Raw genomic sequence first — 24818 nt, 5'->3', positions numbered from 1 at the left:
CAAGGTGCTTAATTATTATTCCTGTTCCAGTTTTGGATCAGGTCCAAACCGGTTTTCGCCTGGTGTCCCCGGCTGGCAGTTAAAGATGATGATAATCAGCCAACCGATAAACGGAATTAAGAACAGTAGCACCCACCATGCTGAACGGTCGGTGTCATGCAGGCGACGGAACTGTACAGCCCACCACGGCAAAAATACCAGAATGCCGTAGATAGTCGTCAGGATGCCTTCGCCACCGGCACGTTGCCAGCCCAGCATTTTATCCAGCAGCCCCAGTACGAGCGTAAAGATGATGTTGACCAGAATAAACATCCAGTACTCTTTGCGCCGTGCACGTCCCCGGAAACCGACATAATTTTTTAGTACTTTCAGATACCAGTCCATTTTTGCCTCAATTTTGCTCAATCACTTGTTTTTAAAGCAGCAAATTAAGAATAGACATGAATGAATTTGCAGTAAATATTATCGCGATGAATTAATAAGGCGCTGTGAAGGATAAGGGTAAGCGCAAAATCGCCAGATGCGCTACGCTTATCTGGCCTGGGCGGGTTCTGCAATATATTAAATGTACAATGTTTTGTAGGTCAGATAAGGCGTTCCCGCCACATCCGACATGAACAACACGCACTTAGCCAACAACCATAGGCACCACGAAGGGTGCCTTTGTTTAACCGAAGCGAACATCCCGCCCGTGCGGTTCATCGAGATCCTGCCACGGGCCAATCGAAATAATTCCTGTTGGGTTGATGGTCTTATGGCTGCGGAAGTAGTGATTACGGATATGGTCGAAATTGACGGTTTCAGCTATTCCCGGCATCTGATAGATATCGCGCAGGAAGCCATACAAATTCAGGTAATCGCTGATACGGTGCTTATCGCACTTGAAGTGGGTGACATACACCGGATCAAAACGGACCAGCGTGGTCCACAGGCGAATATCGGCTTCGGTTAGCTGGTTACCTGTCAGGAAGCGATGCTGCCCTAATATCTGTTCCAGACGCGCCAGTGATTCAAACACTTTCACCACCGCCTCGTCGTAGGCTTCCTGGCTGGTGGCAAAACCAGCTTTATAGACGCCATTATTTACGGTGTCGTATATCCAGCCGTTAAGTTCGTCAATTTTAGTTTGCAGAGCCGGGGGGTAATAATCGCCCGCTTTTGCGCCCAGCGCATCAAATGCGGTATTGAACATGCGGATGATTTCTGCTGATTCGTTGCTGACAATGGTGTGATTCTTTTTGTCCCACAGCACGGGGACAGTAACTCGTCCGGTGTAGTGTGGATCAGCGTGGAGATAAAGCTGGTACAGGAATTCATGTTGATAGAGCGTGTCGCCGGTTGCACCCGGGAAACTGTCATCAAAGGTCCAGCCGTTTTCCAGCATCAGCGGATTCACCACGGAAACGGAAATAAACGGTTCCAGTCCTTTGAGTTTACGCATGATCAGCGTGCGGTGCGCCCACGGGCAGGCGAGTGAGACATAGAGATGATAACGATCTTTCTCTGCGGCAAATCCACCTTTGCCAGTGGGGCCTGGTGCGCCATCGGCAGTGAGCCAGTTACGAAATGCGGAAGCTGAACGTTGAAATTTACCGCCAGTGGATTTGGTGTCGTACCAGGTGTCATGCCAGACGCCGTCAATCAGTTGACCCATTTTTCTCTCCTCCAATAGCAAAAACGAGGAGCGTTTCTCCTCGTTTGAGACTGATGGCAAACGCAAAACTGCCTGATGTGCTATGCTTATCAGGCCTACGAGGTTCTTGCAATATATTGAATTTGCATGTTTTTGTAAGCCGGATAAAGCGTTCACGCCGCATCCGGCATGAACAACGCGTACTTTGTCAACAATCTGAAACGAGGAGTTTCCCCCTCGTTTTTTATCGTTAAGTATAGCGCGTGCTTACCACTTTTTATTCAGCAGACGGTCGATGCTATACGCGCCCGGTCCGGTAATCGCCAGCAGCAGGAATCCGCCAGAAATTGTCAGGTTTTTCATGAACATCAGCGAGTTGACGCCTTCAGCAAAGTTGCTGTGAAATAAAAACGCCGTCAACAGTGTAAAGCCAGCGGTAAACAGCGCGGTGGTGCGAGTCAGGAAACCGAACAGGATTGCCAAACCGCCACCGAACTCAAGCAGGATCACCAGCGGCAGCATAAAGCCCGGGACGCCCATTGCTTCCATATATTGTTGAGTACCAGCGTAGCCAGTAATTTTTCCCCAGCCTGCGGTAACGAACAGAATCGGCATTAAAATACGCGCTACCAGTACACCAACATCTTCTAATTTTTTCATCATACTCTCCACTGCGCCACTCAGGCTGCTGATTGTTTTTTTGTGCAAGGGCGCGGTATTAGCGTCATTGCTGTCGATGGAGAGAAGCATAAACGTAGTGAATGGTGATTGTTAGCAAGGAAAACTGTCAAAAATTTTCAAAAAATTTGAGGGATAAGGCCGGAATAGTTCCGGCCAGAGAGGAATTTAACCGCGAAGCTGTTGCTGATTGAGGGTGGTTTTAACCAGACGCCACGCACTCCAGACGCCAAAACCGCGCCTGGCCCAGCGGACCAGCATATTCGGATGGCGAATCGTCCAGATAGCCATCACGCTGCTGCCGACCAGCGCCCAGGAACGCAGGCTCAACAGCATATTCCAACGACGATCGTAGGCGCCTGTCGCCTCCAGCCAGTCACGCCGACTGGCGGAAAGATCCAACCGTTGCTGCTGGATCTGACGAAGCAGCTGTGCCTTACGTTGTTCACGTTCGACTTTACCGCTCACGGGATTCCTCCTCGAGAAGTTGTCGATCGTTTGCCAGTTCGTGACGCGTATGGCGCAGCAAGGTGGATTTGCGCGACTTGCGTAATGTCCAGATACCGCCGATGAGTGCCAGAAGCAGCAACACCACAGTGGTGGCAATCATTGCATTCAGGCGATATTGCGGATCAACTGCCCAGATAATCAGCACCATCAGGCTCATAAGACCAAATGCAGCGAAAAGCATCGTCAGGCCGAGCATCAGTAAAAGCTGAAAGATATTGGCTTTTTCTTCTTCCAGCTCAACCACCGCCAGCCGCAGACGCGTCTCCACCATTTCGACCATGATGGTGACAATTCGCTGCCCGATTCCCAGAACGCTTTTACCGGGCCCTTGCGCGTGATGAGTGTCCGCCATAATTAACGACGCGACAGCAGAACGCCCAGCACCACGCCGATGGCTGCGCCAATACCAACTCCCGCCCACGGATTCTCACGCACATATTCATCGGCACGCGCCGCCGCTTCGCGGGTTTGTTTAGCAATCGCATCACCGGTTTCACCCAGACGATAGCGACTCTGCTTCAGTGCCTGTTCCGCTTTGCTACGAATCTTACTCAGCTCTTCTTTTGACTTTTCGCCAGAGGAGCTAAGCACCTCTTCCAGCGTATCGGACAGGGATTTCAACTCAGCACGCAGGTGTTCCGTAGTGTGTTCTTTCGACATAGTTTTCTCCAGGTGAGTAAGTATTAACTATTGGGGATTAGTAGTCGCGCGCTTCCAGCTTTTTCAGCTCTTCCTGCGCTTCTGCCAGTTTCCGTTCGCGTTTAGCAATCTTATCGGCATCGCCTTTTTGTTTCGCCTCGGCTAAATCATGCTTGCGTTCTGCCACTTCATCTTTCTGCTTCGCGATTTTCTTTTGATGATCGGCACGCAACTGGTTATCTGAACAATTCGCCCGCACTTCACTAAGGGCTTTGTTCAGGCCATTGATACGATTCTGGTTTTGGTGTTTTTCGGCATAGCTGATCTCCTTAAGGATATTTTGCTCCTTTTCCTGACAAAGGGTAGTGGCATAACTACTGACACTAAGAGCAAAAAGAGAAACAGCTAAAGCGATGCGGTATTTCATTCTTGAACCTTCCATTGTGACTCGGACCCATTACAGAGGAACGATTGTCCAGACAACGAGGCGGTGGTATTAACCACCGCCTTATTAATCATAGACAGTAACGGTGAAATCACCAAAGTGAGTGATATGTTTCGGATAACAGGAAGTTATCCGAAGCGATGAGAATTGTCCCGCAGCCGGGTCAGCCATTGCATGGCCTGATTATTATCGTCCTGCTGCGCAATGATGTAGCCATGAGGCAATGTTCTATCGAGGACCGCTTTGGCGGCGGCGCTTTGATCGCTGGAATCAAACGTAATCAACAGAGTGTCATTCTTAGGGGTGATGCTTTTGAAAGGAATTCCATGAGCGTCAAGGTGATGCCAGATGGAAAAACCGTCCGGCATCGTCGTCCCTTGATGAATGGCGCGGATCGCCAGCGTGGATTCTTGTTGACGAACCGCAGACCAGGCCAGCAGCAGCGTGCCAGCCAGCAATATAGCAGCGCCGAACCAGGCTAGCTGGCGAAGCGACATGCGAGGTATTTGCATCCTTTACCCCCGATTTCCATATTTCTTTTTCCATAACACAACCAGAGAACCTGCCAGGCCGAACACCAGCAGTACCACCGGGAGCAGCATCAGGCATGACATCAGCTGGTCCTCATACTTCAAAAATACCGGCGTCTTGCCGAGCATGTAACCTAAGGTTGTCAGAATCAACACCCACAGCAGGCCACTCATCCAGTTGAAGAACTGAAAGCGGGCGTTATTCAGCCCTGACAATCCGGCAATGGTCGGCAGTAATGTTCTGACAAATGCGATAAAGCGACCAATTAACAGCGCAGATAAACCGTGTTTATGAAAAAGATGGTGTGCGCGTTGGTGGTAGTGCGCAGGTAAATGGGATAGCCAGTTTTGTACGGTGCGGGTGTTTCCCAGCCATCGCCCCTGTATGTAGCTGACCCAGCAACCGAGGCTGGCCGCAACAGTGAGCAGCATAATAGTCTGCGGGTAACCCATTGCGCCTTTGGCAATCAATACACCGACCAACACCAGCAAGCTGTCGCCTGGTAAAAAGGCCGCTGGAAGCAAGCCGTTTTCGAGGAACAAAATCACAAACAAGACAAAATACAACATGCCAATCATCGACGGATTGGCCAGGGTTTCAAAATCCTGCGCCCACAGGGCTTGCAGCAATTGGGTCAAAAGTTCCATTCATTATTCCTGGTGAATCGGTTAACGCCACGCCGGTTTTAAATGATGCACACCCGTCAGGTTATTGCTGTTGTTGTATATATTGCGGGTCGAGACACCAATACGGCCTGAACTATTCCCTGTTAAAACGTGAGATAAGAAAACATTTAATAGCATAAATTCAAATTGAATCTAATTGTAACAAAGGTCAACGTTGTTCGTTATCAAAATTACATGTCCGTGGAGTCTGATTTTGCTGATTGCAGAGGAGGGTGGCGAGAGGATTTACACAGGCTGACACTTTATACTTTTCGCTTACTGATAAAGCGAACAGGCGCGTTGCTGCGCCTGTCAGAAATGGGAGTTTATTTGCTGCTGTTGGCCACAGTATCCAGATGAACGACTGGATTCTCGGCGAACAAATAGCGGTCGGCATTGAACTCGAAATCGTCACTGGTTTCGTTAAACAACATAATTTTGGTATTTTCCAGATGCTGCCACATTGCAAGTTTGGCGGCATGAGGATCTTTGCGTATCAACGCTTTGAGGATCTGATCGTGGTCATCACACCAGTTATCGACGGTACGGGAATCAATGTGCTCGTGCAGCTTTTTCCAGTACGGGTTATGGCTACGCTGGGTCCACATTTTCTCTACGATGGCAGCCAGTGCAGAGTTCTGCGTCGCTAATGCGACCTGAATATGAAACTGCAAATCCCACTCGGAATCACGGAAGCATTGTTCGCCGCGCGCCTGCTCCTGGATGGCCATCAGTTTCATGATGTCCTGTTTCGTTACCTGGGTTGCAGCAAACTCGGCAATATTGCTTTCGATAAGTTGACGTGCCTGGAGCAGTTCAAACGGACCGTAATTGGCAAATTCCATATTCGCGTCCGCCGCCTGCTGATGGCGAGGCTGGTTGGAAACCACATGAATTCCCGAGCCTTTGCGTACTTCTACATAGCCCTCGACTTCAAGCATGATGATGGCTTCACGAACCACGGTGCGGCTGACGTTTTTTTCATCAGAAATAAAACGTTCGGCGGGCAGTTTATCACCCACCAGATAGACGCCCTGCTCGATGCGTTCTTTCAGGTCAGCGGCGAGCTGTTGGTACAAACGGCGTGGTTCAGTGATTTCCATATGCGCTCCAGGCATGATACGGCAGACTATATTTGTTATACCACTTTTGCGAGCTTAGCTCTACTCGCAGTGGTGAAAAAGCCGCCTGAGAAGGCGGCTTTGAAGGGAAACTAAAACTTACATTTAGCGTTAATGTTGCGGTGCGGGGTCGTTATGTGATTCCTGCGCTACCTCAATTGCCGGTTTGTTCTGCAACACGGTCCAGATAACCAGCGCACCCAGCAAGTCGAATACCGCCAGTACTGCGAACAGCGGGCTGAAGCCGATGGTGTCAGCCAGTGCACCCACAACCAGCGCAAACAGCGTACTTGCCAGCCATGCAGACATCCCAGTCAGACCGTTTGCCGTTGCCACTTCGTTACGACCAAACACGTCAGAAGAGAGGGTAATCAGCGCGCCAGACAGCGCCTGGTGAGCAAAACCACCGATACACAGCAGCATAATCGCGACATACGGGTTGGTGAACAGACCGATCATACCTGGGCCAATCATCAGTACCGCACCCAGTGTTACCACCATCTTACGGGAAACAATCAGGTTCACACCAAACCAACGCTGGAACAGTGGCGGCAGGTAACCACCGAGGATACAACCAAGGTCAGCAAACAGCATTGGCATCCAGGCGAACATCGCGATCTCTTTCAGGTTAAAGCCGTAAACTTTAAACATGAACAGCGGGATCCACGCGTTGAAAGTACCCCAGGCTGGTTCAGCCAGGAAGCGCGGTAATGCGATACCCCAGAACTGACGGTTACGCAGGATCTGAGCAACGGACATTTTCTTCGCCGCGCCAACCTGGTGCTGGGCTTCCTGACCATTAATAATGTAGTCACGTTCTTCATCGGTCAGATGTTTCTGGTCGCGTGGATGTTTATAGAAAATCAGCCATGCCATCGCCCAGATAAAGCTCAACGCACCGGAGATAATAAATGCCATCTGCCAGCTGTGCATGACGATTGCCCATACCACCAGCGGCGGCGCAATCATCGCACCAATTGAGGAACCAACGTTAAAGTAACCTACTGCGATGGAGCGTTCTTTCGCCGGGAACCATTCAGAACTGGCTTTCAGACCTGCTGGGATCATCGCCGCTTCTGCCGCACCTACCGCACCACGGGCAATCGCCAGACCGCCCCAGCTACCAGCCAGTGCGGTTGCGCCACAGAATACCGCCCACAGCACGGCAAACATTGCGTAACCGATTTTCGTCCCCAGAACATCCAGTACATAACCCGCTACAGGTTGCATGACCGTATATGCAGCAGAATAGGCTGCGATGATGTAGGAATACTGTTGGGTGGAGATGTTTAACTCTTCCATCAGAGTTGGTGCAGCTGCCGCCACAGTGTTACGCGTCAGGTAACCGAGCACGGTGCCGAGCGTCACCAATGCGATCATGTACCAACGTAACCCTTTAATTTTACGCATGTAAAACCTCATCGTTTTGTTATATCCGCAATAAGCGCGGTCATCATCCTGCCTGGGGCAGAGGATGTTAGTTACGACCGGATGACCGAAAAAAAAACCGGTACACCCCGAACGCTGCCATGAAAGTTTCGTGCTAATTCGGCTTCCGTACCGGTCAACCCAATTCATCTAAAAAATGAATGAATCGGCAATTTGCATTCCGTCGACTTATGATTCGCGACGGCAGAAAGATAACTTGTCATACAACTTTAAAAGGTGAGAGCCATCACAAATGTGGGAATATTTGTAGGGGCATTACTGGATGAGAGCGAAGCCAGAACTGGCGCGGCTTGCAGAGGGATTTACCACTTTGAGAGTAATTTTTTTAACTACGTTTATTGATCTAACTCACGAAAATATCTTCGGGCTCTGGAAATTGGTGTGATAACTTTGTCAGCATCGCACCCTAAGCAAGCTAGCTCACTCGTTGAGAGGAAGACGATAATGACTCCGTTTATGACTGAAGATTTCCTGTTAGATACTGAATTTGCCCGCCGTCTGTATCACGACTACGCAAAAGACCAGCCGATTTTCGACTACCACTGCCATTTACCGCCGCAGCAAATCGCAGAAGACTATCGCTTTAAGAATCTGTATGACATCTGGCTGAAAGGCGACCACTACAAATGGCGTGCAATGCGTACCAATGGTGTTGCTGAGCGCCTGTGTACTGGTGATGCATCTGACCGTGAGAAGTTTGATGCCTGGGCAGCGACCGTTCCGCACACGATCGGTAACCCGTTATACCACTGGACGCACCTCGAACTGCGTCGTCCGTTTGGCATCACTGGCAAACTGCTGTCTCCGTCTACTGCAGATGAAATCTGGAACGAATGTAACGAACTGCTGGCGCAGGACAAATTCTCCGCGCGCGGCATCATGCAGCAGATGAACGTGAAAATGGTCGGCACCACCGACGACCCGATCGACTCTCTGGAACATCACGCAGAGATCGCCAAAGACGGCTCTTTCAACATCAAAGTGCTGCCGAGCTGGCGTCCGGATAAAGCCTTCAACATTGAACAGGCGACCTTTAACGACTACATGGCGAAGCTGGGTGAAGTTTCCGATACCGATATTCGTCGCTTTGCTGATCTGCAAACTGCTCTGACCAAACGTCTGGATCACTTCGCCGCTCACGGTTGTAAAGTGTCTGACCACGCGCTGGACGTGGTGATGTTTGCCGAAGCGAACGAAGCGGAACTGGATAGCATCCTGGCACGTCGTCTGGCAGGCGAAACCCTGAGTGAGCATGAAGTCGCACAGTTCAAAACTGCGGTGCTGGTATTCCTGGGCGCCGAATACGCACGTCGCGGCTGGGTACAGCAGTACCACATTGGCGCGCTGCGTAATAACAACCTGCGTCAGTTCAAACTGCTGGGGCCGGATGTCGGCTTTGACTCCATCAACGACCGTCCGATGGCGGAAGAGTTGTCTAAGCTGCTGAGCAAACAGAACGAAGAAAACCTGCTGCCGAAAACCATTCTCTACTGCCTGAATCCGCGCGATAACGAAGTGCTGGGTACTATGATCGGTAACTTCCAGGGCGAAGGTATGCCAGGCAAAATGCAGTTCGGTTCCGGCTGGTGGTTTAACGATCAGAAAGACGGTATGGAACGTCAGATGACCCAACTGGCACAGCTCGGTCTGCTGAGCCGTTTTGTTGGGATGCTGACTGACAGCCGTAGCTTCCTGTCGTACACCCGTCACGAATACTTCCGCCGCATTCTGTGCCAGATGATTGGCCGCTGGGTGGAAGCGGGCGAAGCACCGGCGGACATCAACCTGCTGGGCGAGATGGTGAGAAATATTTGCTTTAACAATGCGCGTGACTACTTCGCCATTGAACTGAACTAAGGTCTGGGGTTGATATGCAATACATCAAGATCCATGCGCTGGATAACGTCGCGGTCGCTTTAGCGGATTTGGCGGAAGGCACAGAAATCAGTGTCGATAACCAGACCGTAACGCTGCGCCAGGATGTTGCTCGTGGACATAAATTTGCGTTAACAGATATCGAAAAAGGGGCCAACGTCATTAAATATGGCCTACCGATTGGTTATGCATTGGCGGATATTGCGGCGGGGGAACACGTTCACGCCCACAATACGCGCACGAATCTGAGCGATCTGGATCAGTATCGCTATCAACCTGATTTTCAGGATCTGCCTGCGCAAGCGGCAGATCGTGAAGTGCAGATCTATCGTCGCGCTAACGGTGATGTCGGGGTGCGTAACGAGTTGTGGATCCTGCCGACCGTGGGCTGCGTTAACGGCATCGCGCGACAGATCCAGAACCGTTTTTTGAAAGAGACGAACAACGCTGAAGGTACTGACGGTGTGTTCCTCTTCAGCCACACCTATGGCTGCTCGCAGCTGGGCGACGATCACATTAATACCCGCACCATGCTGCAAAACATGGTGCGTCATCCGAACGCAGGCGCCGTGTTGGTCATTGGTCTGGGCTGTGAAAACAACCAGGTTGATGCTTTCCGTGAAACGCTGGGCGATATCGATCCTGAACGCGTTCATTTCATGATCTGCCAACAGCAGGATGATGAGATTGAAGCCGGGATCGAGCATTTGCATCAGCTGTATAACGTCATGCGCAATGACAAGCGCGAGCCGGGTAAACTCAGCGAACTGAAGTTTGGTCTGGAGTGCGGCGGTTCTGACGGCCTTTCCGGTATTACTGCTAACCCAATGCTGGGGCGTTTCTCTGATTACGTCATCGCTAACGGCGGTACTACCGTGCTGACCGAAGTACCGGAGATGTTCGGTGCAGAGCAGTTACTGATGGACCATTGCCGTGACGAAGCGACGTTTGAAAAATTGGTCACCATGGTCAACGACTTCAAACAGTACTTTATTGCCCATGACCAGCCGATCTACGAAAACCCATCGCCGGGGAACAAAGCGGGTGGTATCACCACGCTGGAAGATAAATCACTCGGCTGTACGCAGAAAGCGGGCTCCAGCCAGGTGGTAGACGTGCTGCGCTACGGCGAACGTTTGAAAACACCAGGGCTGAACCTGTTAAGTGCACCGGGTAACGATGCCGTAGCGACCAGCGCCCTGGCGGGTGCGGGCTGCCACATGGTGCTGTTTAGTACCGGTCGCGGCACGCCGTACGGCGGATTTGTACCGACGGTGAAAATCGCTACCAACAGCGAACTGGCAGCGAAGAAAAAACACTGGATCGACTTTGACGCGGGTCAGCTGATCCACGGTAAAGCGATGCCGCAGTTGCTGGAAGAATTTATCGATACCATCGTTGAGTTTGCCAACGGTAAGCAAACCTGCAACGAGCGTAACGACTTCCGCGAACTGGCGATCTTTAAAAGCGGCGTAACGCTGTAAAGTCGAAATAAGTTGTGAATAAAAAACGGCGTTTCATAATATGAAGCGTCGTTTAAGATTGTTGATAAACGCATAATTGCCTGATGCGCTTCGCAATATAGTAAAGTTGCACGATCTTGTAGGCCGGATAAGGCGTTTACGCCGCATCCGGCAAGAAATGAGATGCACTTTGTCAGCAATCTGAAGCGGCGTTTCTAACTCGAAGCGCCGTTTGCTTTTCCATACCTGCTAAGGATTTATCATGACCGCGTATTGGCTGGCCCAGGGCGTGGGTGTCATCGCCTTTCTGATTGGTATTACAACATTCTTCAACCGCGATGAACGTCGCTTCAAAATTCAGCTTTCCATCTATAGCGTATTTATTGGCATACATTTTTTCCTGATGGGTGTCTTCCCGGCGGGGGCCAGCTCAATCCTCAATGCTATCCGTACGTTAATTACTCTGCGTACCCGTAGTTTATGGATAATGGCGATCTTCATCGTGCTGACGGGAGGAGTTGGTCTGGCGAAGTTCCATCATCCGATGGAGCTGCTGCCAGTCATTGGCACGATTGTCAGTACCTGGGCGCTATTTCGCTTTAAAGGACTGACCATGCGCTGCGTGATGTGGTTTTCTACTTGTTGCTGGTTAACTCACAACATTTGGGCCGGGTCGATTGGTGGCACGATGATTGAGGGTAGTTTTCTGCTAATGAATGGCCTGAACATCATTCGTTTCTGGCGTATGCAGAGAAGGGGAATTGATCCGTTTAAAGTGGAGAAAACCCCTTCCGCCGTAGACGAAAGGGGCTAAGCATTAGTTTCGCAGGGCGCTATTTGCCAGACGTGCATCTTCTGCCTGGCAAGCCGCTGCGGTGAACAGCACGTCAGTTGAAGAGTTCAGCGCGGTTTCGCAGGAGTCCTGCAACACGCCGATGATAAAGCCGACGGCAACCACCTGCATGGCGATATCGTTCGGAATACCGAACATATTACAGGCCAGCGGGATCAGCAGCAGAGAACCACCTGCCACGCCTGATGCACCACAGGCACAAAGTGATGCAACTACGCTCAACAGCAGCGCCGTGGGCAGATCCACCGGAATACCCAGCGTATGGACCGCAGCCAGCGTCAACACGGTAATGGTAATGGCTGCGCCTGCCATATTGATCGTCGCCCCTAGCGGAATAGAAACGGAATAGGTATCGCGGTCCAGATTTAGCTTTTCACACAACGCCATGTTTACCGGAATATTCGCCGCCGAGCTACGGGTGAAGAAGGCGTATACACCGCTTTCGCGCAGGCACAGCAGCACCAGCGGGAATGGGTTACGACGAATTTTCCACCATACCAGCAGCGGGTTAACCACCAGCGCCACCAGCAACATACAGCCAACCAGCACCACCAGCAGTTGCGCGTAGCCCCACAGGGTGGAGAAACCGGTGGTTGCCAGCGTTGAAGCTACCAGACCAAAAATACCGATTGGTGCGAAACGAATCACCAGTTTCACCATAAAGGTAACGGCATTCGACATATCGTTGACCAGGTTTTTGGTGGTTTCGTTACCGTGACGCAGAGCGAAACCAAGGCCAATGGCCCACACCAGAATCCCGATGTAGTTACCTTTCAGCAGGGCGTCGATGGGGTTGGAAACCATGCTCAACACCAGCCCTCGCATCACTTCCACAATGCCTGACGGCGGGGAAATATCGCTCGCGCTACTGGACAAATGCAGGGTCGAAGGGAAGGCGAAGCTGAAGACAACTGCAGCCAGCGCGGCAGAGAAAGTACCCAGCAGATAGAGGAACAGAATAGGGCGGATATTGGTTTTCTGCCCGTGCTGGTGGTTAGCGATGGAAGCCATTACCAGCATCAGCACCAGAATTGGCGCTACAGCTTTCAATGCACCGACGAACAAAGTGCCTAACAGACCGACAGCTTCAGCGGCCGGTTTTGAGATCCATGCCAGGAGAATCCCCAGAACAAGGCCGACCAGGATTTGTTTTACCAGGCTGCCATGAGCCAGACGCCGGAATAGCCCCGGTGAACGTTGCGTAGTCATTTTTCGATCCTTTCGTTGTGTTGTCGCACATCCCTGGTGCGTTCTGTCGACGCATCTTTCAGGATGTAACAAAGTGTTTGCAAGGTCGAGTATAAGGAAAGTTACAGCTTCGGGAAGCGAAAAATGCTGGATTTTAAAGAGAGGTCATGTTTTGCAACTTAATGGTTACATTTATTTGACATAAGCAGAGGGAAGGACTGGCTACTAAGGCTGATTAGATGACATATGGGCAAAACAATTTGGAATATGAGAACGGTTGCGCTCCTTTAATGTGCAATGCCATATAAAGTCACTGGCGCGGGGAGCGCGCAGGGGGCGGCCAATCGCTACCGCCCCCTGCGCCCGTGCGGTCTTTTTGTAAAGAGCTATAAGCCGATTACATAATTAGTAGCTCATCTTTGTCTGGAATGAGTTATCTCCAGTAATGGCTTAATATATAGCGAATCATTCTCCCCGCTGCTTATCATGCCGATAATTCACCCACGCGTTGATAATAAATGTCGTCACCAGAATGCCAAACACCACGCCCAGCGAAACGGCGATCGGAATATGGTAGAAGTCGACAATCAGCATCTTGATACCGATAAACACCAGAATCACTGCCAGACCATATTTGAGCATCGAGAAACGCTCTGCTACGCCCGCCAGCAGGAAATACATCGCACGCAGGCCGAGGATCGCAAACAAGTTTGAGGTCAGCACAATAAACGGGTCGGTAGTCACGGCGAAGATAGCCGGAATGCTATCCACGGCGAAAATCACGTCGCTCAACTCCACCAGAATCAGCACCAGCATCAGCGGCGTGGCATACAACAAGCCATTCTTACGCACAAAGAAATGCTCGTTGTCGATGGTGTCAGTCATACGCAAATGACCACGCAGCCAGCGCACCAACGGCTTGTCGCCAATCCCTGATTCATCTTCATGGGCGAGCGCCATCTTCACGCCGGTAAACAGCAGGAAGGCGCCGAAGATATACAGGATCCAGTCGAACTGAGAAATCAGCCAACTACCGGTGAAGATCATGATGGTACGCAGAACAATCGCCCCGAGCACGCCATATACCAGCACGCGGCGTTGTAATGCCGCCGGAACAGAGAAATAGCTGAACAACATCAGCCAGACAAAGACGTTATCGACCGCCAGCGATTTCTCAATCAGATAACCGGTGAGGAAGGCCAGTGCCTGCGGGTCCGCGACTTCGCGCCCCTGCGTCTGGACTAAATACCACCAGAAAGCGGCGTTAAACAGTAACGAAAGGGTCACCCACACCAGCGACCAGGCCGCAGCCTGTTTCATGGTCATGGCATGCGCGCCACGACGCCCCTGCAGTAACAGGTCGATAGCCAGCATAATGGCGACAACAACAGCGAATCCGCCCCATAGCAACGGCGTGCCGACAGTATTCATAGAAGTTCCTTACACATAAAAAAACGGCCAACGTCGGAAGACGTCAGCCGCTGCTTTTTATGCATAGACCTCGCCTTCCGGCAAGGTCTCACTTACAACAAAAAAGGAATACGTCTGCGTATTCCTTTCGGGTTGCCCGGTGACCGGATGTGGTTTTTCACACATCGTAATGACGATCGACCGGCAATGAAGTTACTCCCCTTTGCAGGTAACAAAGTATGACAGACCATTCATCCAGTCAATGGTCTGTTACATGCCTTTTACACTGCTTTACGGTAACCATTGTTGTTTTACGCTATCTGCCGGAAAAATCACCCCAGTCTGGCGGCGGATCTCGGTCAGCAGTTTGGCGGTGATGCGACTAACCGCCAGCCCCGGATGATTAATCAGATGCTCATCCACCAGTTCAGCAAACAGCTCTGCTTCGTAGAGCATGGTATTAATATGCTGTGGCTGAGTGAGATCCTGCATCTGGCTGCCGCGCGGCACAAAGCAGACTTTCTGGCATTCAGAGAGTTTTTCAATCACCAGCGATCCCGCTTCGCCCTGAATCTCGCTCGCCAGGACAGAATCACTGACTTTTGAGTGCTGCAACGTAACGCTGAAATCACCGTAATCCATCACCACCACGCCGTGGGCATCCACGCCGCTTGCCAGCAAACTGGCGGTTGCCTGCACGCTTTTCGGTTCACCAAATAACGCCACCGCCGACGCCAGGCAGTAAAAGCCGATATCCATAATTGAACCGTTAGAGAATGCCGGATTAAAGGTGTTGGGATTCTCACCATCCAGATAACGTTGATAACGCGAGGAATACTGGCAGTAGTTGAAAAAGACTTTCCGCAGTTTGCCGACTTTTGGCAGCGCCTGGCGTAACAGATGAAAGTTAGGCAGGCAGGCCGTTTTAAATGCTTCAAACAGCACCACCTGATTTTCCCGCGCACAGGCAATGGCGGCATCCACTTCCGCCAGATTCGACGCCAGCGGTTTCTCGCAAATCACATGAATTTTGTGGCTAAGGAAAAGCTGCGTCTGGGCAAAATGCAGGGCATTCGGGCTGGCAATATACACCGCGTCAATGGCATCGCTTTCCGCCATCGCTTCCAGCGACGTAAACAGATGCTCGACAGAAAACTCATTGGCGAAGTGCTGGGCCTGTTCAAGGCTGCGGGAATAGACGGCGGTTAACTTATATTTACCGCTCTCATGTGCGGCCTCCACGAACTGGTGAGTGATCCAGTTCGTACCAATCACAGCGAAACGTATCATAACGCGTGGATACTCCATAAAGGGATTCTGCCGTCAATGTAGCACGCCTTTTTCATCTTCGACGTGCGCGGATACGCATTATTTCTGCGCCGGACAACCATGCTCACTAAACGGACCAATCATGACCGACGGCCCGAGATATTTTGGCTGACGATGGAGGATTTTTGCGTCTATCACCGCTCTAACCCTGGCGAGTTTCTCCCGCAGCTGAGTATACAAACCGTGCTTCATATTCAGGTCTGGCGCGTTAAACCCGATAGCATCGATGCCGTACTGTTTTGCCAGCCAGATGGCGCGTTGGTTATGAAATTCCTGCGAGATAATGGTGATATGGTTTTCCCCAAACACTTTATTGGCACGTACCACTGAATCAAGCGTTGAGAATCCGGCATAGTCACAGAAGATCACTTTTGCCGGTACGCCCTTAGCGATCAAAGCCTGCTGCATGCCTGACGCTTCATCGTAATTTTTACGTCCGTTGTCGCCACTGACCAGCAACCATTTCACTTTTCCTGCGTGGTACAACTCTGCGGCGGTATCAATACGTCGGGTAAAGTAACGATTACCTGGCCTTGCTCCCAACAATAAACCCACGTTACGTGCCGGAATAGCGTTGACGTCACTCCAGGTGAGTTGTTGGCTGGCGTTGACCATTGCCCGATCGGCGATAAAAATCGTCGCGCCTGCCACAAGCAACAGAAAACAGGCAATTTTGAGAGTCCGGCGAGAAAAACAAATGCGGCGAAGAAGGTGGGCGAATGCGCGCAGCATGGTCGTTATCCTTAACGATAGAGGGGAGGTCGATTTTAGGCGCTAAAGGAGGAAAAGATAGCGCCTGAGATCATTTTCAGATTTTGTCTTGTCCCAGTGACAGTTGCGTCAGCCACAGGCGAGTGTCGAACTCAAGCTGGTGGTACTGCGGTTCCATATGGCAGCACAACTGGTAAAACGCTTTGTTGTGCTCTTTCTCCTTCAGATGCGCCAGCTCGTGCACCACAATCATGCGCAAAAACGGTTCTGGCGCGTTGCGAAACACGGTGGCGACGCGGATCTCCGCCTTCGCTTTCAGCTTGCCGCCCTGCACACGTGAAACAGCGGTATGTAACCCGAGCGCGTTTTTCAGCACGTGGATCTTATTGTCATACATCACTTTATTGATCGGCGGGGCATTGCGCAGAAACTGATTTTTTAGATCCTGGGTATATTGCCAGAGGGCTTTATCGGTGGCGTAGTCGTGCGTTCCCGGATAGCGTTTTGCCAGCACATCGCCCAGACGCTGTTCATTAATCAGCGTGCGCACCTGGGAAAGCAGCTGCTCGGGATAACCCTGAAGATAAGTAAGATTGCTCATAACCGCCCACGAAAAAGAGAAAAAGGGTATACTCACGCACCCTTTTCAGGGGCAACGTCGAAATTTTATCATTCAGGAGGGCCGATGAGCCACTTAGACAACGGTTTCCGTTCACTGACACTACAACGTTTTCCGGCGACGGATGACGTTAACCCGCTACAGGCGTGGGAAGCGGCGGATGAATATTTGCTGCAACAGTTGGACGATACAGAAATCCGCGGCCCGGTGTTAATCCTGAATGATGCTTTTGGCGCGTTAAGCTGTGCGCTGGCGGAACATAAGCCGTACAGCATCGGCGACTCATACATCAGCGAACTGGCGACACGCGAGAATTTACGCCTCAACGGGATTGATGAGTCGAGCGTGAAGTTTCTTGACAGCACCGCTGACTACCCGCAACAGCCGGGCGTGGTGCTGATCAAAATACCGAAAACACTGGCATTGCTGGAACAGCAACTGCGTGCGCTGCGCAAAGTGGTCACGCCGGAAACACGCATTATTGCCGGTGCCAAAGCCCGTGACATTCACACTTCCACGCTGGAACTGTTCGAAAAAGTGCTCGGCCCGACCACCACCACGCTGGCATGGAAAAAAGCGCGCCTGATTAATTGCACTTTCAATGAACCGCCGCTGGCCGATGCGCCGCAGACCGTTAGCTGGAAGCTGGAAGGTACTGACTGGACTATCCACAACCATGCGAATGTCTTCTCCCGCACCGGGCTGGATATTGGCGCGCGCTTCTTTATGCAACATCTGCCGGAAAATCTCGAAGGGGAGATTGTCGATCTCGGCTGTGGTAACGGCGTTATTGGCCTGACGCTGCTTGATAAAAACCCGCAGGCGAAAGTGGTGTTTGTCGATGAATCACCGATGGCGGTTGCTTCCAGCCGTTTGAACGTCGAAACCAACATGCCAGAGGCGTTGGATCGCTGCGAGTTTATGATCAACAACGCGCTCTCCGGCGTGGAGCCTTTCCGCTTTAATGCTGTGCTCTGCAACCCGCCGTTTCATCAGCAACATGCGCTAACCGATAACGTCGCCTGGGAAATGTTCCACCACGCCCGCCGCTGCCTGAAAATCAACGGCGAGCTGTATATCGTTGCCAACCGTCACCTGGATTACTTCCATAAACTGAAGAAAATTTTTGGCAACTGCACCACTATTGCGACGAATAATAAATTTGTGGTGCTGAAAGCAGTGAAGCTGGGGCGCCGTCGATAAGATTGGGAGTTACCTGCCGGATGCGGCGTAAACGCCTTATCTGGCCTACGTTCAGCACGTTACCCCCAGGCCGGATAAGCCGCGGCAAGCGTCGCATCCGGCAATGTCTGCCCAGTTCTGGAATCGCGCTTCCATAAAACAAAAAATCCCAGTCACATCCTCTGCATTCTCTTGTTTAGCGTTGTTCAACGTTTATGCTACATACGTGAAGTTATGACGCACAAAGAATACGATTTCTTTACCGCCGTTCATCGTACTAAGGGGAAAAAATGATTGCGATTGCCGACATCTTGCAAGCAGGAGAAAAGCTAACCGCTGTGGCACCTTTTCTGGCGGGTATCCAGAACGAAGAACAATACGCCCAGGCGCTGGAACTGGTCGATCATCTGCTGCTCAACGATCCTGAAAACCCCTTGCTGGCTCTGGTGTGTGCCAAAATAACCGCGTGGGAAGAATCAGCGCCCGAATTTGCTGAATTTAATGCCATGGCTCAAGCCATGCCTGGCGGTGTTGCTGTGATTCGTACACTGATGGATCAATACGGTTTAACCCTTTCTGATCTGCCGGAAATTGGCAGTAAATCGATGGTGTCACGCGTTTTGAACGGAAAGAGAAAATTAACGCTGGAACACGCTAAAAAACTGGCAACGCGATTCGGCATTTCCCCTGCATTGTTTATTGATTAACGCGGCCTGCCGGATGTGGCGTAAACGCCTTATCCGGCCTACGTTCAGCACATTACCCCCAGGCCGGATAAGACGCGGCAAGCGTCGCATCCGGCACTTCAATGCACGATTTAAATCTCCAGCGCCAGCCGTGTCCCCTGCGCGATCGCCCGTCGCGCGTCCAGCTCCATAGCCACATCGCAGCCGCCGATTAAATGCACAGTTTTCCCGCTATCAATCAGCGGTTGCGCCAGCGCGCGGTTTGGCTCTTGCCCTGCGCAGATCACCACATGATCCACTGCTAACACCTGCGTTTCGCCATTTATCACCACATGCAGCCCGTCATCGTCGATCTTCTGATAACTTACGCCAGGGATCATTTTCACGCCGCGCGAGAGCAGGGTGGTGCGATGGATCCAGCCCGTAGTTTTGCCCAATCCTTGTCCTGGTTTGCTGGCTTTGCGCTGGAGCATCACAATTTGCCGTGGGCTACGAGGGATCTGCATGCCTTGCGGACTCAAACCTCCGGCCTGTTGCAGGCTACTGTCGATCCCCCACTCATTACAGAACTCGGCGATATTCTGGCTGGTGGATTCGCCCGGCTGACTTAAATACATCGCCGTATCAAAACCAATCCCACCACAACCGATGATGGCAACTTTGTTGCCCACCGGCGCTTTGTCGCGCAGTACATCGAGATAACTCAACACCTTCGGGTGATTGATCCCGTCAATGGGCGGAATTCGCGGTACGATCCCGCTAGCGAGGATCGTTTCATCGAACGGCTGTAACTGATCCGCCGTCACGGTGTGATTGAGTTTTAGCGTCACGCCCGTCACTTCGATCATGCGGCGGTAATAGCGCAGCGTTTCGTAAAACTCCTCTTTGCCGGGGATCTGTTTGGCGATATTAAATTGCCCGCCGATCTCGCTGTGAGCGTCAAACAACGTTACCTGATGATCACGCGCCGCCGCGTTAATGGCAAACGCCAGCCCTGCCGGACCTGCACCGACTACCGCCAGATTTTTTTTCTGCATGGCGGGAAGGATTGGCATTTTGGTTTCGTGGCAGGCGCGAGGATTCACCAGGCACGAGGTGACTTTGCCAACGAAGATCTGATCGAGACAGGCCTGATTGCAGCCAATACAGGTGTTGATCTCATCGGCTCGTCCCGATTGCGCTTTTGATAGCAGCTCCGCATCAGCGAGAAACGGTCGCGCCATCGACACCATATCGGCATCACCGCGCGAGAGAATGTCGTCGGCAACCTGCGGATCGTTAATCCGGTTGGTGGTCACCAGCGGCAGCGAAACGTGGCCTTTCAGTTTGCGCGTGACCCAGCTAAAGGCACCGCGCGGCACGGGCGTGGCGATGGTCGGAATACGCGCTTCATGCCAGCCAATGCCGGTGTTGATAATGGTCGCGCCCGCCGCTTCAATGGCCTGCGCCAGCTCTACCGTTTCTGCAAAAGTCCCACCGCCTTCGACCAGGTCGAGCATCGACAGCCGGTAGATAATAATGAAGTCGTTGCCAACGCGTTCGCGCACCGCACGCACTACTTCTACGGCAAATCGCATCCGGTTGCGGTAATCGCCGCCCCACTGGTCACTACGCTGATTGGTGCGCAGTGTCAGAAATTCGTTGATCAAATAGCCTTCGGAACCCATCACCTCTACGCCATCGTATCCGGCCTCCCGCGCCAGTTGCGCGCAGCGGGCGAAATCGTCGATCAGTTGCAGGATCTCTTCATGGGTGAGTTCATGAGGAACGAAACGGTTGATGGGGGCCTGCAACGCGGAGGGCGCTACCAGATGCGGCTGGTAGCTGTAGCGTCCGGTATGCAAAATTTGTAGGGCGATTTTGCCGCCTTCCTGATGTACGGCTTCGGTAATGGTGCGATGGTGTGGGATCTGGCTGGCGTCGTTGAGCATTGCGCCACCTTCCATGCCAACGCCTGTTAAATCTGGTGCGATACCGCCGCTGACAATCAACGCCACGCCGTGACGGGCGCGTTCAGCATAAAACGCCGCCAGCCGCTCGGCACCGTCTGGATATTCCTCCAGCCCGGTGTGCATTGAGCCCATCAGCACGCGGTTTTTTAACGTGGTAAAACCTAAATCAAGCGGGGCGAACAGCGACGGGTAGCTCATAAAATTGTCCAGTATGTAAAATAATTGTTATGTGGTCGGATGAGTTCTAATTTAGCCGTCGTCGGGGAAAAGGGAAAAGGGGAATGCGGGGTTTGTGATGGGATTCAAAAAGAATACGCCCGGTGGTAACGTCGGATGCAACGCTTGCCGCGTTTTATCCGGCCTGGGGGAACGCACATGTAGGGCGGATAAGGCGTTTACGCCGCATCCGCCAGCCGTTGCAAATTACTGCTTACGGAAAAAATCGTTATACAACATATACAAATGCGCGGCACTCCAGGAGAAATTTGGTGCGCCTTGCTGCGCGCCAGTGAGCGGGTTGTAATTTTCCTGAATCGGACCGTCGGCGGTTAACCCTTTGGCGTGCCGGAAGAACGTATCCGCCAGTTTCAGGGCATCATCGCGATAACCGTAACGCTCCATCCCTTTCAGACCAAACCAGAACTGATCCACCCATACGCGCCCGCGCCAGTAGATATCCGCGCCAAAAGCCGGGTTGGTTAACGCCGCCGTTCCCAGTGGGACAAAGGTGTTGAACTCTTTAGGATCGAGCATCACCTTCACCACCGCGTCGGCGTTGGCCTGCGTTGCCGCACCGTTAAACAGCGGTGACCAGCCTTCCGGTCCTTTACCGCGTTCGACAATCGGTTTGCCCGCGCAGCCGTTCGCCAGCGGTTTATCTTCAATACGCACGTCATAGTAAAACTGCGTAGTCGGGTCGAACATACAGGTGTTGATGTAGTCCGCGAGCTGCTGTGCCAACTGGCGATAGTGCTTAGCCTCTTCCGACTTACCGAGGATGGTTGCCATCTCCGCCAGATAATGATTATCGCTGTACATATAGCTGGCCTGATCCACCGACTCCTGCAATAGCGAGTAGCCCAGCAACGTTCCGTCCTGACTGCGGTTTTCGGCGAATTTCACCGTCCAGTCGCTACGTTTGCCGCCATTAGCGACATATTTATCCAGCTGTTCTTTGTCGATAAAACCAAAGACGGCGGCATCATCACGGCCCGATTCCCACGACGCAGCAACCTGTGCCGGAATTTCCAGACTGTCGTACTGGCCTTTCTCCACCACGTGGGCGTAGTTGTTCAGCCCAGACTGCGTCTCTTCTTTGTCACCTTTTTTCACCGTAAACAGCATCTCGCCATTCTCAGTGTTGTGGGCTTTGTCGCGGGTCGCGCCATATTCCGGCACGCCGTTGCCGTTATGATCGCGGTTACGTAACCACCAGTCGTGATAGGCCACCAGTTTCGGGTACATCTCTGCCAGCCAGGTTTTATCCTGGGTGACGTTATACACTTCCATCACCGACCAGGCGGCAAGGCTGGGTTTGGTGTTACGTTCGTTCCAGTTGCCACCATCGCCGCCACGCTCGGGGCTAAGGTTCCACGCTATCAGGTCGGGGACAAAGCCCACATCCTGTGGACGCACGGTGTCGCCGGGCTGGATCTGCCAGGAGAAGACCGCGCGGATATTCTCTTTGGCGATGTCCGGATTGAAATGCGCCATCGCAAACGCCTGCTTCCAGGTATCCCACGGCCAGGTCTGATTGCCGGAGAACCAGCGCCCGGTCACCGACGGCGTGACGGTGTTAAATTTCACCGCCCCGCCAGGCGAACGCCAGTTACCGTTGAGCGTTTCGATTGCTTTCACCGCGACGCGCGTCTGTTCCGGCGTCGCATCCGGATTGGTTAACCCTTTCTTCAGGTACTCTTCCCAGCGTTGCTGCGAGGCGGTGAGATAAAACGCCGGACGCGCCAGAATATCGCGGATCTGCATTTGCTCTTTGCTAACTTCCTGGGCGGTCAGCAGATGGGAATAGGTGGTATAGAGCGTGGTCGAACCGTTGATATGTGCCTTACTGGTAAAGCGATTACCGTTGATTTCAGTCTGCACCGGCAGGGATTTATGCACCTGATATTCCGATTCGCCGGAGGTCAGCAGATCCCAGGTGGCGCGCACTTTGCCAAAGGTGACTTTCAGGCCATCACGGGTGGCGCTGATTTTGCGCTGATAGTCAGGGTACTCGCCAGCAATGGTTTTATCGGAAAGCGGTTTCCCTTCTTTCGCTTCCAGTTTTTCCAGCAGTTCGCCGTCCCACACCAGATCCAGCGGTTTATTGCTGATGATTTTAGTTTCCAGTAGTGACGTGCGCGGCGTGGCGAAGCGCAGAGTCATTTCGACCTGCACATCTTTTGCTGTCAGTTTTTGCACCAGCGCGCCGGGAATACTGTATGCCTCCAGCGTGAAGTCGACTTTCTTGCCGTCCTGCCAGACGGTCAGGCGGTCGAAATTGCTGGCCATAAAGTTGATGTATTCTTCCGTCAGCAGCGCTACGCCCGGAAAACCGCCCATGGTGTTCGGGCCGTCTGGCAACAAGTGACCATGCCAGGCTCCGAGATCGAAAAACGGATTAAAACGCTGGTGGTCGTCGTAATCGTAATCCTTCATGTACTGCGGCGCGCCGGTACGGTTAATCACGTTTTTATAATTGTTGGCGTTGGCGGCATGGGCGGAAAAACTCATCAGCAGGGCACAGGCTACTGGTGTTAAAATAGTTTTGATTTTCATGAGATTACTGTCCTTATTACCAGTAGAAATATTGCATCAGGAAGATTTGGTCGCTGGGATCGTGAGAGGCATTTTTCATGTAGAAGCGGCTATCAAAAGCCGTTGCGAAACGTCCGCCGCCGTATTCGTACCAGATACCAAACTGCATGAAAGAGGTGGTTTCATCATCAGCGTGGTCAGGGCGATGTTTGGCGTAGGTGTAAGCGGTGGAGAGATAAACGCCCTTTAACGCTTCATACATGGCGCTCACCATCATCCCGCTCTCACTTCCCGGTACGTCCAGCCCGTCGGCGCGTCCGGTATGGTGCCAGGCGCGAGCGGCAAAGTTAGGGGTAAGCAGGCCCGTCAGATAGAGTTGTCCGGTGCCGTCGGTGATTTCCAGACCGTTCATCCAGGTGATGCCTTCGGCAAGGTCATACTGGATGTAACCGTTCATCATTGCCGGATAGGTGTATTTGTCGTCGTAGCGATCGTATTTGCCAAAATGTAGCCAGGCTTTGCTTTCGTCATGATGTCCGGCAGGTGTGGCGGTGACGCTATAACGAAAGTTGCCGGTTAAATTCTGCACCTTCAGCGCGGTCATAATGTCGCGGGTATTGGGAATGACGTAGCCCAGATCGGGCGTGAAATCGCCCCACCATTGCAGGTCATCCAGCGAGGAATCCTGACGCAGACTGAGCATGATTTCGGTGCCATCATTGGTACGATAACCGCCATAGAAACGGTTAATCCCACCTTCGAAACCGCCCCAGCTATGGTCAGGCACCCAGGCATTACCGTCGTGGTCGGCCTGCACGGTCCAGCCTTCGCCGTAAATCAGGCCGAACCAGGAGCCGTACTTCATCTCCAGACCACCTTCAATATAGGTACCGTCGCTGTATTTATGTTTATTCTCACCCTCTAAATCCATATATCCACCAACCCCTAATTCGCCGTAAAAACGAAATGAAGGAGAAGATGTTGAGGTAATTGCGGGTGTTTTTGTGTCGTCATGTTCTGCCGGACGTACTTCTTCGCCCATCGCAGAAAAGGCATAGCAAAACGGCAGAGCAAGTAATGCTCTGCATGGTGCAGTGATTAATTTCATTGTGTTAATCCATGAGC

The 24818-nt window shown here is 52.1% G+C and carries 25 protein-coding genes and 1 pseudogene; 6 read left to right on the top strand and 20 right to left on the bottom strand.

Features of this window, described 5'->3' with window-relative positions; translation table 11 throughout:
- Positions 1–15: 15 nt before the first annotated feature.
- From AACS80_RS09010 to exuT, 12 genes are all read right to left on the bottom strand, one after another.
- The gene (locus AACS80_RS09010) at positions 16–384 is read right to left on the bottom strand and encodes a DUF805 domain-containing protein (protein WP_130218283.1); all 369 of its coding nucleotides are present in this window, start codon (positions 382–384) and stop codon (positions 16–18) included.
- 283 nt (positions 385–667) lie between these two features.
- Positions 668–1654, bottom strand: a complete 987-nt coding sequence (yqjG, locus tag AACS80_RS09005; protein ID WP_135410484.1) for a glutathionyl-hydroquinone reductase YqjG — start codon at positions 1652–1654, stop codon at positions 668–670.
- A gap of 246 nt (positions 1655–1900) precedes the next feature.
- Positions 1901–2293 (bottom strand): DoxX family protein, encoded by a 393-nt coding sequence (locus tag AACS80_RS09000; RefSeq protein WP_135488730.1) that lies wholly within the window; start codon positions 2291–2293, stop codon positions 1901–1903.
- 186 nt (positions 2294–2479) lie between these two features.
- Positions 2480–2779 (bottom strand): YqjK-like family protein, encoded by a 300-nt coding sequence (locus AACS80_RS08995; protein ID WP_130210382.1) that lies wholly within the window; start codon positions 2777–2779, stop codon positions 2480–2482.
- On the bottom strand, positions 2769–3173 hold the full coding sequence (locus AACS80_RS08990) for a phage holin family protein (RefSeq protein ID WP_130210384.1): 405 nt from the start codon (positions 3171–3173) through the stop codon (positions 2769–2771). Before AACS80_RS08990 ends, AACS80_RS08995 begins: the two co-directional genes overlap by 11 nt.
- Before the next feature lie 2 nt (positions 3174–3175).
- Complete coding sequence (locus AACS80_RS08985) at positions 3176–3481, bottom strand: DUF883 family protein (RefSeq protein WP_130210386.1); 306 nt, start codon at positions 3479–3481, stop codon at positions 3176–3178.
- Positions 3482–3518: 37 nt separating this feature from the next.
- Positions 3519–3887: a DUF1090 family protein YqjC gene (gene yqjC, locus AACS80_RS08980; protein WP_130210388.1), complete on the bottom strand. Its 369-nt coding sequence runs from the start codon at positions 3885–3887 to the stop codon at positions 3519–3521.
- Positions 3888–4033: 146 nt separating this feature from the next.
- The gene (gene mzrA, locus AACS80_RS08975; RefSeq protein ID WP_130210390.1) at positions 4034–4417 is read right to left on the bottom strand and encodes an EnvZ/OmpR regulon moderator MzrA; all 384 of its coding nucleotides are present in this window, start codon (positions 4415–4417) and stop codon (positions 4034–4036) included.
- A 3-nt stretch (positions 4418–4420) separates the two neighbouring features.
- On the bottom strand, positions 4421–5083 hold the full coding sequence (gene yqjA / locus AACS80_RS08970; protein WP_064529586.1) for a DedA family general envelope maintenance protein YqjA: 663 nt from the start codon (positions 5081–5083) through the stop codon (positions 4421–4423).
- A 21-nt stretch (positions 5084–5104) separates the two neighbouring features.
- Positions 5105–5239, bottom strand: coding sequence for a hypothetical protein (locus tag AACS80_RS23950; RefSeq protein WP_441316611.1), 135 nt, complete (start codon positions 5237–5239; stop codon positions 5105–5107).
- Positions 5240–5427: 188 nt separating this feature from the next.
- Entirely contained in the window at positions 5428–6204 is a 777-nt protein-coding gene (gene exuR, locus AACS80_RS08965; RefSeq protein ID WP_064529587.1) for a transcriptional regulator ExuR, read from the bottom strand.
- 129 nt (positions 6205–6333) lie between these two features.
- Positions 6334–7632, bottom strand: a complete 1299-nt coding sequence (exuT, locus tag AACS80_RS08960) for a hexuronate transporter ExuT (protein ID WP_130210392.1) — start codon at positions 7630–7632, stop codon at positions 6334–6336.
- A 483-nt stretch (positions 7633–8115) separates the two neighbouring features.
- Here exuT and uxaC point away from each other — a divergent pair, with 483 nt between their 5' ends.
- The 3 genes from uxaC (at position 8116) to AACS80_RS08945 (ending at position 11823) form a co-directional block, all read left to right on the top strand.
- Entirely contained in the window at positions 8116–9528 is a 1413-nt protein-coding gene (gene uxaC, locus AACS80_RS08955; RefSeq protein WP_130210394.1) for a glucuronate isomerase, read from the top strand.
- A 14-nt stretch (positions 9529–9542) separates the two neighbouring features.
- Complete coding sequence (uxaA, locus tag AACS80_RS08950) at positions 9543–11030, top strand: altronate dehydratase (RefSeq protein ID WP_135385456.1); 1488 nt, start codon at positions 9543–9545, stop codon at positions 11028–11030.
- Positions 11031–11271: 241 nt separating this feature from the next.
- Positions 11272–11823: a YgjV family protein gene (locus AACS80_RS08945; protein ID WP_130210398.1), complete on the top strand. Its 552-nt coding sequence runs from the start codon at positions 11272–11274 to the stop codon at positions 11821–11823.
- Positions 11824–11826: 3 nt separating this feature from the next.
- Here AACS80_RS08945 and sstT read toward each other — a convergent pair whose 3' ends face one another.
- The 5 genes from sstT to AACS80_RS08920 form a co-directional block, all read right to left on the bottom strand.
- Positions 11827–13071 (bottom strand): serine/threonine transporter SstT, encoded by a 1245-nt coding sequence (gene sstT, locus AACS80_RS08940; protein ID WP_135410483.1) that lies wholly within the window; start codon positions 13069–13071, stop codon positions 11827–11829.
- Positions 13072–13515: 444 nt separating this feature from the next.
- Positions 13516–14481, bottom strand: coding sequence for a TerC family membrane protein Alx (alx, locus tag AACS80_RS08935; RefSeq protein ID WP_130223864.1), 966 nt, complete (start codon positions 14479–14481; stop codon positions 13516–13518).
- A gap of 270 nt (positions 14482–14751) precedes the next feature.
- Positions 14752–15750 carry a Gfo/Idh/MocA family protein gene (locus AACS80_RS08930; protein ID WP_135410482.1) on the bottom strand — a complete coding sequence of 333 codons (999 nt, stop codon included), beginning with the start codon at positions 15748–15750 and terminating at the stop codon, positions 14752–14754.
- Between the two features lie 78 nt (positions 15751–15828).
- Positions 15829–16521 carry a SanA/YdcF family protein gene (locus tag AACS80_RS08925; RefSeq protein WP_135410481.1) on the bottom strand — a complete coding sequence of 231 codons (693 nt, stop codon included), beginning with the start codon at positions 16519–16521 and terminating at the stop codon, positions 15829–15831.
- Positions 16522–16597: 76 nt separating this feature from the next.
- Entirely contained in the window at positions 16598–17101 is a 504-nt protein-coding gene (locus AACS80_RS08920) for a M48 metallopeptidase family protein (protein WP_001295542.1), read from the bottom strand.
- Positions 17102–17185: 84 nt separating this feature from the next.
- On the opposite strand from AACS80_RS08920, the gene rlmG reads away from it, so the two are divergent.
- From rlmG to higA, 3 genes and pseudogenes are all read left to right on the top strand, one after another.
- Entirely contained in the window at positions 17186–18322 is a 1137-nt protein-coding gene (rlmG, locus tag AACS80_RS08915; RefSeq protein ID WP_130210408.1) for a 23S rRNA (guanine(1835)-N(2))-methyltransferase RlmG, read from the top strand.
- Between the two features lie 192 nt (positions 18323–18514).
- Positions 18515–18595, top strand: a pseudogene (locus tag AACS80_RS08910) (type II toxin-antitoxin system toxin HigB); the annotation flags it as partial.
- Complete coding sequence (higA, locus tag AACS80_RS08905; protein ID WP_130210410.1) at positions 18592–19008, top strand: type II toxin-antitoxin system antitoxin HigA; 417 nt, start codon at positions 18592–18594, stop codon at positions 19006–19008. The pseudogene AACS80_RS08910 and the gene higA, both read left to right, overlap by 4 nt.
- Before the next feature lie 110 nt (positions 19009–19118).
- Here the strand turns inward: higA and fadH are convergent, their stop codons facing one another.
- The 3 genes from fadH to ygjJ all read right to left on the bottom strand — a co-directional run bounded on the left by fadH (position 19119) and on the right by ygjJ (position 24801).
- Positions 19119–21137 (bottom strand): NADPH-dependent 2,4-dienoyl-CoA reductase, encoded by a 2019-nt coding sequence (gene fadH / locus AACS80_RS08900; protein WP_138183750.1) that lies wholly within the window; start codon positions 21135–21137, stop codon positions 19119–19121.
- Positions 21138–21362: 225 nt separating this feature from the next.
- The gene (gene ygjK, locus AACS80_RS08895) at positions 21363–23714 is read right to left on the bottom strand and encodes an alpha-glucosidase (protein WP_135410480.1); all 2352 of its coding nucleotides are present in this window, start codon (positions 23712–23714) and stop codon (positions 21363–21365) included.
- A gap of 16 nt (positions 23715–23730) precedes the next feature.
- Positions 23731–24801: a protein YgjJ gene (gene ygjJ / locus AACS80_RS08890; protein ID WP_135407911.1), complete on the bottom strand. Its 1071-nt coding sequence runs from the start codon at positions 24799–24801 to the stop codon at positions 23731–23733.
- Positions 24802–24818: the final 17 nt, after the last annotated feature.

Source organism: Escherichia sp. E4385 (assembly GCF_963883145.1).
Classification (GTDB): domain Bacteria; phylum Pseudomonadota; class Gammaproteobacteria; order Enterobacterales; family Enterobacteriaceae; genus Escherichia.
The sequence above is the reverse complement of the archived record's forward strand: the minus strand, read 5'-3'. Positions and strand labels throughout refer to the sequence as shown.